At 70.7% G+C, this 16,917-nt stretch carries 13 protein-coding genes, 1 tRNA gene and 2 pseudogenes; 3 read left to right on the forward strand and 13 right to left on the reverse strand.

Annotated elements, in window-relative coordinates; translation table 11 throughout:
• Nucleotides 1-7: 7 nt before the first annotated feature.
• From prmC to ACX25U_RS11445, 11 genes are all read right to left on the reverse strand, one after another.
• Entirely contained in the window at nt 8-847 is an 840-nt protein-coding gene (gene prmC / locus ACX25U_RS11395) for a peptide chain release factor N(5)-glutamine methyltransferase (RefSeq protein WP_454394211.1), read from the reverse strand.
• Nucleotides 848-940: 93 nt separating this feature from the next.
• Nucleotides 941-2,008 (reverse strand): peptide chain release factor 1, encoded by a 1,068-nt coding sequence (gene prfA, locus ACX25U_RS11400; RefSeq protein ID WP_454391181.1) that lies wholly within the window; start codon nt 2,006-2,008, stop codon nt 941-943.
• A gap of 130 nt (nt 2,009-2,138) precedes the next feature.
• Entirely contained in the window at nt 2,139-2,363 is a 225-nt protein-coding gene (gene rpmE / locus ACX25U_RS11405; protein ID WP_014675000.1) for a 50S ribosomal protein L31, read from the reverse strand.
• A gap of 305 nt (nt 2,364-2,668) precedes the next feature.
• A complete protein-coding gene (locus ACX25U_RS11410) occupies nt 2,669-3,808 on the reverse strand; it encodes an LCP family protein (RefSeq protein ID WP_454391183.1) in 1,140 nt (379 codons plus the stop codon).
• 209 nt (nt 3,809-4,017) lie between these two features.
• Nucleotides 4,018-6,075, reverse strand: coding sequence for a transcription termination factor Rho (rho, locus tag ACX25U_RS11415; RefSeq protein WP_454391185.1), 2,058 nt, complete (start codon nt 6,073-6,075; stop codon nt 4,018-4,020).
• A 417-nt stretch (nt 6,076-6,492) separates the two neighbouring features.
• The gene (gene thrB / locus ACX25U_RS11420; RefSeq protein WP_454391187.1) at nt 6,493-7,422 is read right to left on the reverse strand and encodes a homoserine kinase; all 930 of its coding nucleotides are present in this window, start codon (nt 7,420-7,422) and stop codon (nt 6,493-6,495) included.
• A gap of 848 nt (nt 7,423-8,270) precedes the next feature.
• A complete protein-coding gene (gene thrC, locus ACX25U_RS11425; RefSeq protein ID WP_454391189.1) occupies nt 8,271-9,329 on the reverse strand; it encodes a threonine synthase in 1,059 nt (352 codons plus the stop codon).
• Between the two features lie 6 nt (nt 9,330-9,335).
• The gene (locus ACX25U_RS11430; protein WP_454391191.1) at nt 9,336-10,628 is read right to left on the reverse strand and encodes a homoserine dehydrogenase; all 1,293 of its coding nucleotides are present in this window, start codon (nt 10,626-10,628) and stop codon (nt 9,336-9,338) included.
• A gap of 198 nt (nt 10,629-10,826) precedes the next feature.
• On the reverse strand, nt 10,827-12,218 hold the full coding sequence (gene lysA / locus ACX25U_RS11435) for a diaminopimelate decarboxylase (protein WP_454391193.1): 1,392 nt from the start codon (nt 12,216-12,218) through the stop codon (nt 10,827-10,829).
• A gap of 45 nt (nt 12,219-12,263) precedes the next feature.
• Nucleotides 12,264-13,316 (reverse strand): ArgS-related anticodon-binding protein NrtL, encoded by a 1,053-nt coding sequence (gene nrtL / locus ACX25U_RS11440; protein ID WP_454391195.1) that lies wholly within the window; start codon nt 13,314-13,316, stop codon nt 12,264-12,266.
• Between the two features lie 118 nt (nt 13,317-13,434).
• A complete protein-coding gene (locus ACX25U_RS11445; protein WP_454391197.1) occupies nt 13,435-13,971 on the reverse strand; it encodes a response regulator in 537 nt (178 codons plus the stop codon).
• 59 nt (nt 13,972-14,030) lie between these two features.
• Here ACX25U_RS11445 and ACX25U_RS11450 point away from each other — a divergent pair.
• Nucleotides 14,031-14,102: transfer RNA gene (locus tag ACX25U_RS11450), tRNA-Arg, on the forward strand.
• A 215-nt stretch (nt 14,103-14,317) separates the two neighbouring features.
• Nucleotides 14,318-14,509, forward strand: a pseudogene (locus ACX25U_RS11455) (YozE family protein); the annotation flags it as partial.
• A gap of 82 nt (nt 14,510-14,591) precedes the next feature.
• Here the strand turns inward: ACX25U_RS11455 and ACX25U_RS11460 are convergent.
• A complete protein-coding gene (locus tag ACX25U_RS11460; protein ID WP_454387256.1) occupies nt 14,592-15,905 on the reverse strand; it encodes an IS701 family transposase in 1,314 nt (437 codons plus the stop codon).
• A gap of 111 nt (nt 15,906-16,016) precedes the next feature.
• Here ACX25U_RS11460 and ACX25U_RS11465 point away from each other — a divergent pair.
• Nucleotides 16,017-16,244: pseudogene (locus ACX25U_RS11465) on the forward strand (transposase); the annotation flags it as partial.
• On the opposite strand, the gene ACX25U_RS11470 reads toward ACX25U_RS11465, so the two are convergent.
• Nucleotides 16,197-16,847 (reverse strand): hypothetical protein, encoded by a 651-nt coding sequence (locus ACX25U_RS11470; protein ID WP_454391198.1) that lies wholly within the window; start codon nt 16,845-16,847, stop codon nt 16,197-16,199. The pseudogene ACX25U_RS11465 and the gene ACX25U_RS11470 sit on opposite strands and share 48 nt — an antisense overlap.
• Nucleotides 16,848-16,917: the final 70 nt, after the last annotated feature.

A 16,917-nucleotide genomic window follows, 5' to 3' on the forward strand; every position in this document is an offset into this window, starting at 1 on the left:
GCGGGCGTCACGGCAGCGCCTTGCGGGCGGTGGCGAACCGCGGCCGGTTGTTGAGGTCGGGGTGGTCGGCCGCGTCGGCCCAGCCCCGTTCCTCGGTGAAGATCCACGGCACCTGACCGCCCTGGGTGTCGGCGTGCTCGACGACGACCACTCCGCCGGGCCGCAGCAGCCGGTGCGCGGTGCGCTCGAGGCCGCGGATCAGGTCGAGGCCGTCCTCCCCGGAGAACAACGCCAGCTCCGGGTCGTAGTCGCGGGCCTCGGGAGCGACGTACTCCCATTCGGTGAGCGGGATGTACGGCGGGTTGGAGATGACGAGGTCGACCTGGCCGTCGAGGTCGGGGAACGCGGTCAGGGCGTCGCCCTGGCGCAGGTCGACCCTGGAGCCCTCGACGTTCTTGCGGGTCCATTTCAGCGCGTCCTCGCTCAGCTCCACGGCGTGCACGCGCGAGCGCGGCACCTCCTGGGCGAGGGCGAGCGCAATGGCGCCCGAGCCGGTGCACAGGTCGACGATGCACGGCTCGACGACGTCCATGGCGCGTACGGCGTCTATGGCCCAGCCGACGACGGACTCGGTCTCGGGCCGGGGCACGAACACGCCGGGACCGACCTGGAGCTCCAGGTAGCGGAAGTAGGCCCGCCCGGTGATGTGCTGCAGCGGCTCGCGCTGCTCGCGGCGGGCGATGACCTCCCAGTACCGGGCGTCGAAGTCGGCGTCCTTCACGGAGTGCAGCTCGCCCCGCTTGACGCCGTGCACGAACGCGGCGAGCTCCTCCGCGTCGGTGCGCGGCGAGTCCACGCCGGCGTCGGCCAGTCGCTGCGTGGCCTGGGCCACCTCGGCGAGCAGCACGCTGCGGGGGCTTGGGGGCCGCCCCCCGGTTCCTTGCTGCACGCTGGTCCTCCGGGTACTCATACGTCGTACTACGTGCTATGTCTACGTGCCTTACGCGGCCGCGAGCTTGGCGGCCGAGTCCGCGTCGACGCAGGCCTGGATCACCGCGTCCAGGTCGCCGTCCAGGACCTGGTCCAGGTTGTAGGCCTTGAAGCCGACGCGGTGGTCCGAGATGCGGTTCTCCGGGAAGTTGTAGGTACGGATCTTCTCGGAGCGGTCGACGGTGCGGACCTGGCTGCGGCGGGCGTCGGCGGCCTCCTTCTCCGCCTCCTCCTGCGCCATGGCGAGCAGCCTGGAGCGCAGGATACGCAGTGCCTGCTCCTTGTTCTGCAGCTGGCTCTTCTCGTTCTGGCAGGAGGCGACGACTCCGGTCGGGATGTGCGTGATGCGCACGGCGGAATCGGTGGTGTTGACGGACTGCCCGCCCGGGCCCGAGGACCGGTAGACGTCGATGCGCAGGTCGTTGGGGTTGATCTCGACGTCGACCTCCTCGGCCTCCGGCGTGACCAGCACACCGGCGGCGGAGGTGTGGATACGGCCCTGCGACTCGGTGGCCGGCACGCGCTGCACGCGGTGCACCCCGCCTTCGTACTTCAGCCGCGCCCACACGCCCTGGCCGGGCTCGATCTGCCCGCGGGTCTTCACCGCGACCTGTACGTCCTTGTAGCCGCCCAGCTCGGACTCGGTGGCGTCGATGATCTCGGTCTTCCAGCCGACCCGCTCGGCGTAGCGCAGGTACATGCGCAGCAGGTCGCCGGCGAAGAGCGCCGACTCGTCACCGCCGGCGCCGGCCTTGATCTCGAGGATCACGTCCTTGTCGTCGCTGGGGTCGCGCGGGACGAGCAGGAGGCGCAGCTTCTCGGTCAGCTCCTCGCGCTGCTGTTCCAGGTCCTTGAGCTCGGCCGCGAAGTCGGGGTCGTCGGCGGCCAGTTCGCGTGCGGTCTCGATGTCGTCGCCGGCCTGCCTCCAGGAGCGGTACGTGGCGACGATCGGGGTGAGCTCGGCGTAGCGCTTGTTGAGCTTGCGCGCGTTGGCCTGGTCGGAGTGGACCGACGGGTCGGCGAGCTTCTTCTCCAGGTCGGCGTGCTCGGCGACGAGTTCCTCGACGGCCTCGAACATCTTTCGGCTCCTGTACTGCCTGCTGTGCTGCGGGTGCTGCGGGGGGGAAGGGGAAGGCGAGCGACCAAAAACGCCGGTCCCGGCGCACCCCCGGCGGGGACGCGGCCATGGACCGGCGAAAAGGGGCTCGCTACTTCTTGGAGCCGGCGGCAGCCTTGCCGAAGCGGGCCTCGAAGCGGGCCACACGGCCACCGGTGTCGAGGATCTTCTGCTTGCCCGTGTAGAACGGGTGGCACTCGGAGCAGACCTCGGCCCGGATGGTGCCGGACTCGATCGTGCTGCGGGTGGTGAACGACGCGCCGCAGGTGCAGCTGACCTGCGTCTCGACGTACGCGGGGTGGATGTCGCGCTTCAAGGTGTCTCCTACTGTTCCGGGAGGGCGCCGGGTCGCAGACGCGGGATGCGGTGCGTGAACCGGAGCCGACGGTCCAGTCTGCCAGGACTGGGGCCATCTCCCCAAACCGGGGGGTTCGGTCGTGTATTCCCTGCGGGTCCCTGCGGGGGCGGGGGATGGGATTGCGCCTATTGGGGTGCCGCGGTTTCGCCGTGGGCGGGTGCGGGTCGTCTGTGGCTTGTCGCTCCCCCAAGCTCTCAACTTCGTTCGAGCAGGGAGGTACCCCCTTCGCGGCGGAGCCGCATGTCGACGCAGCCCCGCGCCCCTCAAGGGGCGCTCACCACTCCCCTGGCTTCACCAGTGGCCGTTCCCTTGGTGGCCGCCCTTGGGATCGGCTGGTCGTTCTTCAGGGCGGTCCAGACCTCTTTGGCCTTGGCTTTCTCCGCCATGACCCGGTTGGGGTTCGCCGGGTCGTAGCGGACCGGCATGGTGATCATGGTCATGTCGGAGGAGCCGATGCCCTTGAGGCTGTCGGCGAAGGAGATCAGGGCGTTGACCGAACCCAGGTCGGAGTCGGTGGTGACGGACTTGGTGGCGGTGTTGCCGAGGTCGTAGAGCTTCTTCGGGTTGGTGAGGAGGCCGACCTGTTCGACCTGGTCGACCAGCGCCTTGACGAAGGCCTGCTGGAGTTGGATGCGGCCGAGGTCGGAGCCGTCGCCGACGCCGTGCCGGGTGCGGACCAGGCCGAGGGCCTGCCGGCCGTCGAGCGTGTGCGTGCCGGCCTCGAGGTCCAGGTGGCTCTTCGGGTCGTCGATGTTCTTCGTCGTGGTGATCGGGACGCCGCCGAGTTCGTCGATGAGTCTCCGGAAGCCGCTGAAGTCGACCTCCAGGTAGTGGTCCATGCGAATGCCGGTGATCGACTCGACGGTCTTCACGGTGCAGGCGGCGGCGCCGATGGAGTACGAGTCGTTGAACATCACGTTGTGGGCCGCGGGATGCGTACCGCCCTTGGTGTCGGTGCACTCGGGACGGTCGACGAGGGTGTCACGGGGTATGGAGACGACGCTGGCCTTCCTGTGGCCCTCGTACACGTGCACGATCATCGCCGTGTCGGAGCGGGCGCTGCCGTCGTCGGTGCCGCCGCCCAGCTTCCTGTTGCCGCCGGAGCGGGTGTCGGAGCCGAGGACGAGGATGTTCTCGGAGCCGTTGTCGACCTTGGTGGGCCGGTCGGTGCCGAGGAACTGGTTGATGTCGACCGTCTTCAGGTTGCCGTTGAGCTTGAGGTAGAGGTAGCCGGCGCCGGTGCCGCCGAGCACGACGATCCCCGCGGCGGTCCAGGCCGCGGCCGTCAGGGCCTTGCGCCGCCCGGTGCGGGGCTTGCGGCGGCGGCCCCTGGCGCGGCGGCGGGGGCTCGTGTTGCCGGTCTCCTCCGGTATGCCGGGGCCCGGCGTGCTCTCGGCGGACATGCGCTCCTCAGGTCTCGTATCCGGTCGGCTGCCCCGTGTTCTCGGGGCCAGGCCCGGTCGACGATCCCATACCTGACCATCGTCGCTCTTTCCGTCAGACGGAGGAAACCGGGAAAAGGTTGCACAACGCGCTCCGTGGTGCAGGGCTCGCCAAGCACAAGGGCCGCCCCCGTGGCACGGGGGCGGCCCTTTCAGCTGATGCGCCTGCCTCAGTCGCCGTTGCCCGGCGCCGGGGTGGTCTTCTGGATCTGCATCAGGAACTCGACGTTCGACTTGGTCTGCTTCATCTTGTCGAGGAGCAGCTCGATCGCCTGCTGCTGGTCGAGCGCGTGCAGCACCCGCCGCAGCTTCCAGACGATGTTGAGCTCCTCGGGGGCGAGCAGGATCTCTTCCTTGCGCGTACCGGACGCGTCGACGTCGACGGCCGGGAAGATGCGCTTGTCGGCGAGCTTCCGGTCGAGCTTGAGCTCCATGTTGCCCGTGCCCTTGAACTCCTCGAAGATCACCTCGTCCATGCGGGACCCGGTGTCCACCAGGGCGGTGGCGAGGATGGTCAGCGAGCCGCCGTCCTCGATGTTGCGGGCCGCACCGAAGAAGCGCTTCGGCGGGTACAGGGCCGTGGAGTCCACACCACCGGACAGGATGCGGCCGGAGGCCGGGGCGGCGAGGTTGTAGGCGCGGCCCAGACGGGTGATGGAGTCCAGCAGGACGACCACGTCGTGGCCCAGCTCCACCAGGCGCTTGGCGCGCTCGATGGCGAGCTCGGCGACCGTGGTGTGGTCCTCGGCCGGGCGGTCGAAGGTCGAGGAGATGACCTCGCCCTTGACCGACCGCTGCATGTCGGTGACCTCTTCCGGACGCTCGTCGACGAGGACGACCATCAGGTGGCACTCGGGGTTGTTGTGCGTGATCGCGTTGGCGACCGCCTGCATGATCATGGTCTTGCCGGTCTTCGGCGGGGCCACGATCAGACCGCGCTGGCCCTTGCCGATCGGCGAGACCAGGTCGATGATGCGGGTGGTCAGGACGCCCGGGTCGGTCTCCAGGCGGAGCCGGTCCTGCGGGTACAGCGGCGTCAGCTTGTTGAACTCCGGCCGCCCACGGCCGTGTTCGGGCGCCATGCCGTTGACGGAGTCCAGGCGCACCAGCGCGTTGAACTTCTCGCGGCGCTCGCCTTCCTTCGGCTGGCGGACCGCGCCGGTGACGTGGTCGCCCTTGCGCAGGCCGTTCTTGCGGACCTGGGCGAGGGAGACGTACACGTCGTTCGGACCGGGCAGGTAGCCGGACGTACGGATGAAGGCGTAGTTGTCGAGGATGTCCAGGATGCCCGCGACCGGGATCAGGACGTCGTCCTCGGCGATCTGCGGCTCGGACACCTCGTCGCGGCCACGGCGGCCACGGCGGTCGCGGTAGCGGCCGCGACGGCCCCGGCGGCCGCCCTCGTAGTCGTCGTCGTCCTGGTGACGGTCCTGGCGGCCGCCGCCCTGCTGCTGGTTCTGCTGCTGGCGCTGCTGGCCGCCCTGGTTCTGCTGGTCGTCGCCCTTGCCGCGGCGGTCGCGGTCCCGGCCGCGGTCGCGGTCACGGTCACGGCGGTCGCGGCGGCGGCCCTCGCCACCGTCACCGGCGTCGCCCTTGGCAGCCTCGCCCTGCTGCTGGCCCTGGGCCTGCTGCTGGGACTGCTGGTCCTGCTGCTGCGGCTGTGCGGGGGTCTCGGCCTTCGGCTCGCTCTTCGCCTCGGCGGCGACCGTCTCGGCGCTGTTCGCCGGGGCGCCCGCCTCGGCGGTGGCCCGGCGGCGGCGGCGCTCGGCGGGAGCGTCCTCGCTGGCCGGCTGGCCGGGGATCTCGATCTGCTGCTGGGCCACGGCCTTGTCGGCCTTGTCGACCTTCTTGGCGGGGGCCTCGGCCGCCTTCGTCTCCGCCTTCTCCGCGGGCGCGGCCTCACCCGTACGGGCCCGGGAGGTGGCGCGGCGCTTCGGCTTGTTGTCGGTGGCGTCCCCCGCGGCAGGCGCGGCCTTCGCGGCGGGGGCGCCTCCTGCCGCCTGCGCCTCCTTGATGACCTCGATCAGCTGGCTCTTGCGCATGCGCGCGGTGCCCCTGATACCGAGGCCGGATGCGACCTGCTGCAGCTCGGCCAGCACCATGCCCTCGAGGCCGGTACCGCGGCGACGCCGGGAGCCGGCACCGGTGGCAGGCGCGGAGGCGTCCGTGGCGGGCGCGGCAGCGGTCTCCTCGACACGTGCGCCCATCAGATCGGTGGTGTCGCTCACGAAGGGTCCTTCCCTGGAGCGGACGTCGGCCTGTCTTGGCTCGGCGACCGGTTGTGCTGTCCGGCTTCGGTCCTTGCGTATGAACCGTGCCGGGGCGGTGGTCCGCCAAAGCGGCGGAAGAAATTTCTGGTGATTGGCGCTTCCTCGACGATCCGTGGCACCGAGTGTCGCTGTGTCACGTGGCGTGGTCGCGCCGATTCCGGAGCGTGCCCGGTGGACCGCTCAGTGTGCGCATACGGCGTACTGCCCAGGTACGACGTACACCACGCAGTGCGGCTTGGGGGGCTCCCGGAGGAATGTCTGTCCCGGACGGGGACACGAGGCACCTCGCCATGGTGGGGTCGGGTGCAGACTTGAGGTTAACACTACCGGATCCAACAAACATTCCCCCTCTCCAAATCCGGCAATCACCGGCTCTCAGCTCTCCGCGCCGGCGGCGAGCGGCAGTACGCAGGCTCCCTGCAGGTCGAGACTCAGCCGGTTGGCGGCCCAGTCCGCGCCCGCCAACTGCTCCACCTTGTCGGCGGTGTCCGCGTCGGTCAGCGCCATCACGGTGGGGCCGGCGCCGGAGATGACCGCGGGGACGCCGTCGGCCCGCAGCCGCTCCACGAGGGCGGCGCTCTCCGGCATGGCCGGGGCGCGGTACTCCTGGTGGAGGCGGTCCTCAGTGGCCGGGAGCAGCAGCTCGGGGCGCCGGGTGAGGGCCTCGACGAGCAGGGCGGCGCGGCCCGCGTTGACGGCGGCGTCGACGTGCGGCACGGTGCGCGGGAGCAGTCCGCGGGCGGTTTCGGTGAGTACCGGCTTCGCGGGCACGAAAACCACCGGAACGATGGAATCGGAGGGCTCCATCCTGATGGCCCGGGCGGCGCCGGCCTCCATCCAGGACAGGGTGAACCCGCCCAGCAGACAGGCCGCCACGTTGTCCGGGTGGCCCTCGATCTCGGTGGCCAGCTCGAGCAGCGCCGTGTCGTCGAACCTGGCCTCGGCTCCTATGGTCACGGCGCGGGCGGCGACGATGCCGGCGCAGATGGCGGCGGAGGAGGAGCCGAGACCGCGGCCGTGCGGGATGCGGTTGGCGCAGACGATCTCCAGTCCGCGCGGCTGTCCGCCGAGGACGTCGAAGGCCGTGCGCAGCGAGCGGACGAGCAGGTGTTTCTCGTCACGCGGCAGCGTCTCGCTGCCCTCGCCGGCGATGTCGACGTGCAGCCCGGAGTCGGCCACCCGGACCACGACGTCGTCGTAGAGCCCCAGCGCGAGGCCGAGGGCGTCGAAGCCCGGGCCGAGGTTGGCGCTGGTGGCGGGGACGCGCACCCGGACGGCGGCGGCGCGGAACGCTGGACCGGCCATCGCTCGTTGACTCTCCTTGAGCTGCGTGATGGTCGAATGAGACTCGATGGACATTCGATAAGGACGAGGGCCCTCAGGCCGCGGAGACGGCGCGGCGCCGCGCCACATGCGAGGGCATATGCGGCGGGCGGGTTCCCTACAGCCTATCGAAGGAAGGTTCAGTGGCGACATAGGGCGCACAGGAGGCGCACGATGCGTGTCGCAAGCCCCCCGTGCACCCCTCCTCCCTGAGTACCCCTGGGAGGGGGACGCGCTGGGGGCGGGGGCGGTTGCGCGGGTGCGCGGTGAGTTGCCGCCTGGGCGGAGTACGCGGCGGGTTGCCGCCTGGGCGGAATGCCGATCGGGCGGTACCGCCGCTCGGGTGAGAGTGCCGGGACGTCGGTGCGCGGCCCGTGCGATCGCCGCCGCCCAGGCGCACCGGGCCGCCGTGAGCACAGCCGGGCGCGCCACAGCCCGCCGGGCGGGACTTGGCCCCCGACCCACCGGGGGCCGCGGCGCCCGGACGACGCTCGGGCCTACGGCGGAGCCGTCGCGGCGGGCGCCCGCCGCAGCGGCGCCAGGGTCGCGGCGGCGGCCCGTACCCGGCCGACGGAGCGGTGTACGGGCCACGACAGCCGAACCCGAACCGGCCTGCGCGGCTGTTCAGGCCGTTCCCGCTGTCCTGGCGCGCCGCTGCCGGGGCGGTCGCTGCCGCCCCGGCGCGCGGTCCCGCTCGCCGAGCGGGACTTGGCCACGCGGACCCGCGGTGGCCGAACGACGTGCGGGCGTACGTCCGTCGCTGCCGGCCCAAGCCGACGCGCACTCGTCCCCAGGACGGCCGGCCTTGCCGTCACCGAACCGTTCGGCCGTCAGGCCAGGCCCAGTCGCTCCGCCGCCGTCGCCGCGTCGACCGGGACAGTGACCGGCTGGGGGGCACCGGCGACGGCCCAGTCGGGATCCTTCAGGCCGTTGCCGGTGACCGTGCAGACGATCCGCTGCCCGGGGTCGACCCTGCCCTGTTCGGCGGCCTTCAACAGGCCGGCGACGGACGCGGCGGAGGCGGGTTCGACGAAGACGCCCTCCTGAGCGGCCAACAGCCGGTAGGCGCGCAGGATTTCACGGTCCGTCACCTCGTCGATGGCGCCGCCGGACTCGTCGCGCGCGGCCAGGGCGTACGTCCAGGAGGCCGGGTTGCCGATACGGATCGCGGTGGCGATGGTGGCCGGGTCCTTGACTACCTCGCCGCGCACGATCGGGGCGCTGCCGGAGGCCTGGTAGCCCCACATGCGGGGCGTCCTGGTGGCGATGCCGTCGGCGGCGTACTCCTTGTAGCCCTTCCAGTAGGCGGTGATGTTGCCCGCGTTGCCGACCGGAAGGACGTGGATGTCGGGCGCGTCGCCCAGCATGTCCACGATCTCGAAAGCGGCCGTCTTCTGACCCTCGATACGCACCGGGTTGACCGAATTGACCAGCGCCACGGGGTAGTTGTCGCTGAGCGAACGGGCGAGCGTGAGGCAGTCGTCGAAGTTGCCGTCGACCTGGAGGATCTTCGCGCCGTGCACGAGCGCCTGGCCCATCTTGCCGAGCGCGATCTTGCCCTGCGGCACGAGCACCGCGGAGACCATCCCGGCCCGTACGGCGTACGCCGCGGCCGAGGCGGACGTGTTCCCGGTGGAGGCGCAGATGACGGCCTTCGCGCCCTCCTCCTTGGCCCGGCTGATCGCCATGGTCATGCCGCGGTCCTTGAAGGACCCGGTCGGGTTCGCGCCCTCGACCTTGAGGTGGACCTCGCAGCCGGTGCGCTCGGAGAGCACCTGCGCGGGCACGAGGGGCGTGCCGCCCTCACGGAGCGTGACGACCGGTGTGCTGTCGGACACCGGCAGCCGGTCCCGGTACTCCTCGATGATTCCGCGCCACTGGTGGGTCATTGCTGGTTACTCTCCTTCAACCCGCATGATGCTGGCGACACCCCGCACGGTGTCGAGCTTGCGCAGCGCCTCCACGGTCCCGCCGAGGGCGGCGTCGGAAGCGCGGTGGGTGACGACGACGAGGGACGCCTCGCCGTCCTTGCCCTGCTGGCGAACAGTGTCGATGGATACCCCGTGCTCGGCGAACACGGTGGCGACCTGGGCGAGCACACCCGGTTTGTCGGCGACGTCCAGGCTGATGTGGTAGCGCGTGACGACGTCGCCCATGGGCGACACGGGCAGGGCGGCGTACGCCGACTCGCCGGGCCCGGTGGCCCCGCTGAGCCGGTTGCGGCAGACGGCGACGAGGTCGCCGAGCACGGCGGAGGCGGTGGGCGAGCCGCCGGCGCCGGGCCCGTAGAACATCAGCTGCCCGGCCGCGTCGGACTCGACGAACACGGCGTTGTACGCGCCGCGCACGGAGGCCAGCGGGTGCGTGAGCGGAATCATGGCCGGGTGCACGCGCGCGGTGACCGACCCGCCGTCCTCGGCGCGCTCGCAGATGGCGAGCAGTTTGATGGTGCAGCCCATCTCCTTGGCGGAGACGAAGTCCGCGGCGGTGACCTCGGTCATCCCCTCGCGGTGGACGTCGTCGAGCCGCACGCGCGTGTGGAAGGCGATCCCGGCGAGGATGGCGGCCTTGGCGGCGGCGTCGAACCCCTCGACGTCGGCGGTCGGGTCGGCCTCGGCGTACCCGAGCGCGGTCGCCTCGTCCAGCGCCTCCTGGTAGCCCGCCCCCGTGGAGTCCATCTTGTCGAGGATGAAGTTGGTGGTGCCGTTGACGATGCCGAGCACACGGTTGACCTTGTCCCCGGCGAGGGACTCGCGCAGCGGCCGGATCAGCGGGATGGCGCCGGCGACGGCGGCCTCGTAGTACAGGTCCTTGCCGTGGGCCTCCGCGGCGGCGTGCAGAGCGGCCCCGTCCTGGGCGAGCAGGGCCTTGTTCGCGGAGACGACGGAGGCGCCGTGCTCGAAGGCGGTGGTGATGAGCGTACGGGCGGGCTCGATCCCCCCGATGACCTCGACCACGACGTCGATGTCGCCGCGTTTGACGAGCGCGGTGGCGTCGGTGGTGACGAGATCGGCGGGGACCCCTTCCCGTACCTTGCCGGGCCGCCGTACCGCGACCCCGGCGAGTTCCACCGGGGCCCCGATCCTGGCGGCGAGGTCGTCGGCGTGCGTCGTCATGATGCGCGCCACCTCTGAGCCGACAACACCACAGCCCAGCAGCGCCACCTTCAGCGGACGCGTACGCATCATCCGACCTCGTTTCCTCATACCAACTACGGTTGGACCAGTCTCACTCACCGGACCGCGGTTTCTGTCATTTGTCCGGATCGTGAGACGTTTATTTCATTTTCGTAGGCCGGAAAGACAGAAGATCTTCCGGCCGTCCCCCGCTTGTGTCATGCGAGTTTGTGACATGCGCGGGTGTCACGCATGTGTGGCGTCCGTGTGTCATCCGACATCGAGCCGCAGCAGGTCCTCCTCCGTCTCCCGGCGGACGATCACCCGGGCCTCCCCGTCGGCGACGGCGACGACCGGCGGGCGCAGCGCGTGGTTGTAGTTGCTGGCCATGGACCGGCAGTACGCACCCGTGGCCGGTACGGCGATGAGGTCACCGGGTGCCAGGTCGGCCGGCAGGAACGCGTCCTTCACGACGATGTCCCCGCTCTCGCAGTGCTTGCCGACGACGCGCACGAGCATGGGCTCGGCGTCGGAGACACGGGACACGAGCGCGACGCTGTACTCGGCGTCGTAGAGGGCGGTACGGATGTTGTCGGACATGCCGCCGTCGACGGACACGTACGTCCGCAGCCCCTCGAGCGGCTTGACGGTGCCGACCTCGTAGACGGTGAAGGCGGTGGGCCCGACGATGGCGCGCCCCGGCTCGACGGAGATACGGGGCGTACGCAGCTTGGCGGCCTCGCACTCGCGAGTGACGATCTCGGTCAGCGCCTTGGCGATCTCGTGCGGCTCACGCGGATCGTCGTCGCTGGTGTACGCGATCCCGAGTCCGCCGCCGAGGTCGATCTCCGGCAGTTCGACCCCGTGCTCGTCCCGGACCTCCTTCAGCAGCCGGACCACGCGGTGCGCGGCGACCTCGAAGCCGGACATGTCGAAGATCTGCGACCCGATGTGGGAGTGGATCCCGATCAGCTCGATCCCGTCGAGCTGCAGCGCCCGCCGTACGGCCTCGGCGGCCAGCCCCCCGGCCAGCGGGATCCCGAACTTCTGGTCCTCGTGCGCGGTCGCGATGAACTCGTGCGTGTGCGCCTCGACCCCGACCGTGATCCGGATCTGCACCTTCTGCCGCTTCCCGAGCGACTGGGCGATGTGGGCGACCCGGACGATCTCCTGGAAGGAGTCGAGCACGATCCGCCCGACGCCGGCCTCGACGGCCCGGTGGATCTCCGCCTTGGACTTGTTGTTCCCGTGGAAGGCGATGCGCTCGGCCGGCATTCCGGCGGAGAGGGCGGTGGCGAGCTCGGTACCGGAGCAGACGTCGAGGTTCAGCCCCTCCTCGTCGAGCCACCGGACGACGGCCCGGGACAGAAACGCCTTCCCCGCGTAGAACACATCGGCGTCGTGTCCGAAGGCGGTACGCCAGGCCCGGGCGCGGGAGCGGAAGTCGGCTTCGTCGAGCACGTAGGCGGGCGTACCGAACCGCTCGGCGAGTTCGGTGACGGCGATGCCGCCGACGGTCACGACCCCGTCCTCGTCACGGGTGACGGTCTGGGCCCACACCTTCGGGTCGAGGGCGTTGAGGTCGGCGGGCGGCGGGGAGTAGTGCCCCTCGGGCAGGACATCGGCGTAACGGGGCCCGGCGGGGTGTGCGGAACGGCTCATGTCTGGTTTCTCTGAACTCTCTGGCTCTCTGGCCCTCTGTGGCTCTCAGAGGTGGTCGGGTGCGTCGATGCCGAGCAGGGACAGGCCGCCGGCCAGCACCGCCCCGGCGGCTTCGGCAAGAGCCAGCCGGGCACGGTGGGCGGCCAAGGGTTTCTCCTCCCCACGCGGAAGCACGCTCGGGAGGTACGGCAGCACGGCATCGGCAACGCTGACGAGGTGCCGGGCGAGGGAGTCGGGAGCACGGTGCGCGGCGGCCCGGGCGAGGACGCGGGGGTGGTCGGCGAGGAGGGTGACCAGATCGCGGGGGACGGTGTTCATGGGCCCCGGCCTGGCACTGAAGCCGAGGTCGGCCGCGTTGCGGCTGAGGGCCCGGGTACGGGCGTGGGCGTAGCGGACGCGGAAGAGGGGGTTGCTCTCGCGCTGGACGAGGTGGTCGTCGGTGATACGGGGGCGATCGTGGGCGGCGGGGAGGAGCAGCGCCCAGCGGGCGGCGTCGCGGCCGAGGGGGAGGGGGTCGGCGGGGGCGGGGACGGGGCGGACGACGACGTCGTCGGAGGGCGCGTCACCGGAGGCGTCGACCCGCACGCCGAGGATGTGTTCCCAGTCGGCCGGGAGGGGTCGCTCGCAACTGATACCGGCCGGGCTGCCCTGGGTGCGCAGAAGCCGGTCCACGACGTCGGCGACGACAAGGGCGCGGACTTCAAGGGGACACCGGAGTCGGACGACGGACTCGGTTCGCTGAGGGGCGCACCCGTACTCCTCCCCGGCCCGCAGGATGCTCTCGACGAGCTGGACGAAGGCGGCGTCGGCGTCGACGTCCCGAAGGCTGATGTTGAGGAACCCGGGGCCGGTGACGGAGACGTCGTCGATGCCGTCGAGGCCGAGGAGGTGGGTCTTGAGCACCCGGGCGACGAGGGGGGCGGGCTGCCCGGCCGGCCGGGCGAGCTGGAGGGCGATGTTGGTGGCGTAGTCACCGCACCCGCCGGGCCGGGGCCGAGTGACGACGGCCCGCTCCGGCACGCTCACGTTCAGCTCTCCCACGTCGACAGCGCGACGCACCGCGCACAGCACGGTACGGGAGAGCTCCACGGGGGTCACGGGACAAGCGTAGGGGAGGAGGGGGGTGGGTAGGCGAACTCATTTGGGCGGGTATCGCCATGTGGACGGAGGGAAGGACCACAGGCACCCGGAGGCCGCCCGCCGCCCCGCCCGAGGATCAGCCGCGATTACGCCCGGCCCGCTCGGCCTCTTCGGCACCACGAGCCCCATCCTCGATCAACTGCCACACGAGCCGCACGAGTTCGGCCGGCTCGAACGGCTTGGCGAGGAAGGCGTCGACGCCGGCGTCGAGACCGGTCTCGACCTCGTACGGCGAACAGGCGCTGACGATGGCGAGAGGAAGATCGCGGGTGAGCGGATCGGCACGGAGCCGGGCGGCGGTCCGCAGCCCGTCCAGCCGCGGCATGACGACATCGAGGGTGACGACATCGGGCCGCACCTGATGCACGACATCCAGACACTCGGCACCATCGGCCGCGGTCACGACCTCGAGCCCCTCGAGTTCGAGATTGACCCTGATCAGCTGCCGGATGACCTTGTTGTCGTCCACAACAAGCACCCGGCCGGGAGCGGCTGGCACAACTCGAGAGTAGGTCCAGACCGGCCACCGCGTCCGGGTTTTCCCCACTTCCACCCCGTCCGGGGGACGCCCTGGCTTCCGGTGGACGCGGTGCCCCCCCTGGAAAACGTTCATGACCACCCTCACGGAACTGGTAGTGTTCTACTCGTCGCCGCGCAGAGCGCGCCCGACCCGCCCCCGTAGCTCAGGGGATAGAGCAACGGCCTCCGGAGCCGTGTGCGCAGGTTCGAATCCTGCCGGGGGCACTCGCCAGTCAGCCAGCAAGAATCAAGCTCTGACCAGTGCGAATGCCGACTTGAAAGAGCGGGAGTCAGTCTCACTGACTCCCGCTCTTTCTCGTTGTCTCTCACTGTCCGCGCACCATCTGCGATACACGCGACACACCTCCGACACACTCACACACTCCTCACGCGTAGGGCACCCCTGACGACGTCGGGGGGCTGTGCGGAAGGATGTGGACATGCCCAAACCGAAGAGCTTCACAGCGTGGTTGAAGCCCCAAGCCGATCGTGAGAGTGGCATCGGCGACCTCGCCCGCGATGTCGCCGATGATCCCGAATGGCCCTCACGGAGGGGGCGGTCGGGCCAGCGCGCCTATCTCGAAGAGTGCGGCGCCATCCCAGCCGCCATCGAGATGTTCGAAGACGCCTGGGTTCGATACGAGGCGTACCGGGCGGCACTAGTCGCTGGTTGGTCAGGTTGGGGCGGCCAGCGGGCGAGAGTGGCCCACATGCTCAAGCAGCGCCGCCAGTTCCGGCGGGGGCGGAGCGGTGGACCAGCGGTGCCAGTACAGCTGCAGGCGGGCCCAGGGGCACAGCCAGCTGCGGACCTGCCGCAGTGTGTCCTGCCAGATGATCCGTCGCGGATTTTTCCCCCAGCGGCCCACTGTCCGTGCTGTCGGCGTTCCCTGTCGCACCGTCGGGAGAGGCCGCGGTCAGCAGGCTGAAGGTGAAGGCCAGCATCACCAGCTGCCAGTGCCGCACGATGGCCTCCTCGGAACGGACCTGGAAGTCCGCCCAGCCCAGCTCGTGTTTGACCGGCTTGTAGTAGTGCTCGATCCAGTCCCGCAGCCGGTAGATCCGGTAGACCTCGAGCGCATTGGCCTCGGTCACCGAGAGGTTGGTGGCCATGAACCAGGTCGAATCGGCCGTGAGAGCCGTCGGGTCGGCGCTCGCGGCGATCAGGCGCACCCCGCGGGTGGGGCCATAGGCGGTGCCCAGTTCCAGCTCGGCCACGTAGCGCACCAGCGGCCGGTGGTGGCTGTCGGTGAGCACCAGGCGCTGCCAGTCCTCCAGCGGCAGGCGGGCGGCGGCCTCGGCGGGGGTGAACGCCGGCGGATGAGCGGGGTCGTCCACGAACTGCCAGGTGCCGTGGCTGGGCCGCAGGGCCAGCACATAGCGGATCCTGGCGGCCCTCAAGTGCCCCTCGAGCTTCGGGTTTTCGCCGTAGACGCAGTCGGCGACCACCGCCCGGAAGGGCACGCCGGCCCCCCGGGCCTGCTCGATCAGCTGCCAGGCCAGCTCCGGCTTGGTGGCGAAGGCCGGATCGGCCTTGCCCTTCGGCAGCCGGGCGGCCGGCCGGTAGGGCCGCACCCCCAGCGGCACGTGGCGGGTGCCGTCGGCCCAGTGGCTGGTGACGGAGACGACGCCGTTGGCGGTGTGGCCGAGCTTGCCGAGGTACTGCTGGGCGGCCAGCACGATGCCTCGTCCCCGCTTGGGGTCCCCGGTCTCGTCGATGATGAGCACCCCGTTGGTGTGCGGCCCCAGGCCCGGGTGCTGCCGCCACAGCTCCAGTCGGCGCGCGCCCAGGGCGTCGGGATCCCAGGGGGCGTCGTGCAGGAAGTGGTGCAGCCGCTGGCGGTCGGCCCCGGGGACCAGCGCGGCCAGCTCGGTCAGGGTCTTGTTGCGCTCACGGGGCAGCAGCAGGCCGATGAGGTAGTGCCGCAGGGCGGTGCGCTCGGCCAAGCGGCAGAACAGGTCATCGAAGTGGCCGCAGAACCGGTCGATCGCCTCCGCCGTCGGCGCGGTCGGCTTGCGCGAGGTGGCCATCGGGCACCTCCACCGGAATGGCCCAGCCGGACACCTCAAGCGTACGTCTGCCTCCCTCGACCTGACCAACCAGCGACTAGGCGATGCCTGAACCGGTAGCGCGGGTCAACAGGTGGCGGCCGACGACGGGCCGGTGATCGTGAGGCTTTGGCCGCGATCATCTTCGCGGCCACCTCGGGCTGCACGTGGCGGCAGCTGCCGCCGGTGTTCGGGCCGGCCTGGCTCACGGTCTACCGGCGCTTCGCGCAGTGGAGCCGGGACCGGCTCTGGGCCAGGGTGCACCGCGTCGTCCTAGCCGGTCGCGGCGCCCTTGGAGGGCATGGCCTTCAGCGTGCCGCACAGCGCGGGGGCGGTGGCGACCTGGGGGAGCTTGGGGTCCAGCTCGCTGGGGCCTAGCACGTTGGTGAACTTGCCGCTGCCGTCGTAGTCGATGCCGTGCACGACGATGACGGCCTTGCCGGCGCGGATGTTGCTGGCCACATCGTTGTTGACGGTGATGGTGCGCGAGTACTGGTAGGAGCTACCCACGGGGAAGCGGGTCACCGCCAGTGCGCTGGCCGGGGAAGTGTCGCCGCTGGTGGTCAGCGAGGGGCCGATCATGCCGTAGGACTTCATGCCGTCGGTGGTGCTGATCGCGATGTGCCCGTTGAGGTTGGTGGCCGCGGCCGCGGTGGGGCACGTGCCCATGCCGTCGACGTGGATGTGGGCCGCGTGCGGAACCCCGGCCAGGAGCCCCTTCACTGTCATCCTCACGGTGACCTTGTGACCGGACAGCGACACGGTTGCGGTGCCCGAGCCGGTCACGTTGTTCGTCGGGATCGGAGTCAAGCTGGCCCGGAAGCTGTGCGAGCCGGAGTCCGAGGCTGCGGCTGCCGTTGTCGGGACGCCCATCGACAGGCCCAGCACGCCGGCCGCTGCCAGGGAGGAAATTGCTTTGCGCATCTGAACCTCGATCCACCGCGTGATTTTTGATCGCGCAGTGTGATTGCTTTTCGGGGTGGGTTTTCGGTTT

The sequence above is a fragment of the Streptomyces sp. JNUCC 63 genome (genome assembly GCF_054366325.1).

What these genes read in the sequence shown, in the direction of transcription:
- prfA (WP_454391181.1), bottom strand. Translation starts at nt 2,008, where the DNA reads ATGTTCGAGGCCGTCGAGGAACTCGTCGCCGAGCACGCCGACCTGGAG.
- ACX25U_RS11410 (WP_454391183.1), bottom strand. Translation starts at nt 3,808, where the DNA reads ATGTCCGCCGAGAGCACGCCGGGCCCCGGCATACCGGAGGAGACCGGC.
- thrB (WP_454391187.1), bottom strand. Translation starts at nt 7,422, where the DNA reads ATGGCCGGTCCAGCGTTCCGCGCCGCCGCCGTCCGGGTGCGCGTCCCC.
- thrC (WP_454391189.1), bottom strand. Translation starts at nt 9,329, where the DNA reads ATGACCCACCAGTGGCGCGGAATCATCGAGGAGTACCGGGACCGGCTG.
- ACX25U_RS11430 (WP_454391191.1), bottom strand. Translation starts at nt 10,628, where the DNA reads ATGATGCGTACGCGTCCGCTGAAGGTGGCGCTGCTGGGCTGTGGTGTT.
- lysA (WP_454391193.1), bottom strand. Translation starts at nt 12,218, where the DNA reads ATGAGCCGTTCCGCACACCCCGCCGGGCCCCGTTACGCCGATGTCCTG.
- ACX25U_RS11445 (WP_454391197.1), bottom strand. Translation starts at nt 13,971, where the DNA reads ATGAACGTTTTCCAGGGGGGGCACCGCGTCCACCGGAAGCCAGGGCGT.
- ACX25U_RS11460 (WP_454387256.1), bottom strand. Translation starts at nt 15,905, where the DNA reads ATGGCCACCTCGCGCAAGCCGACCGCGCCGACGGCGGAGGCGATCGAC.
- ACX25U_RS11470 (WP_454391198.1), bottom strand. Translation starts at nt 16,847, where the DNA reads ATGCGCAAAGCAATTTCCTCCCTGGCAGCGGCCGGCGTGCTGGGCCTG.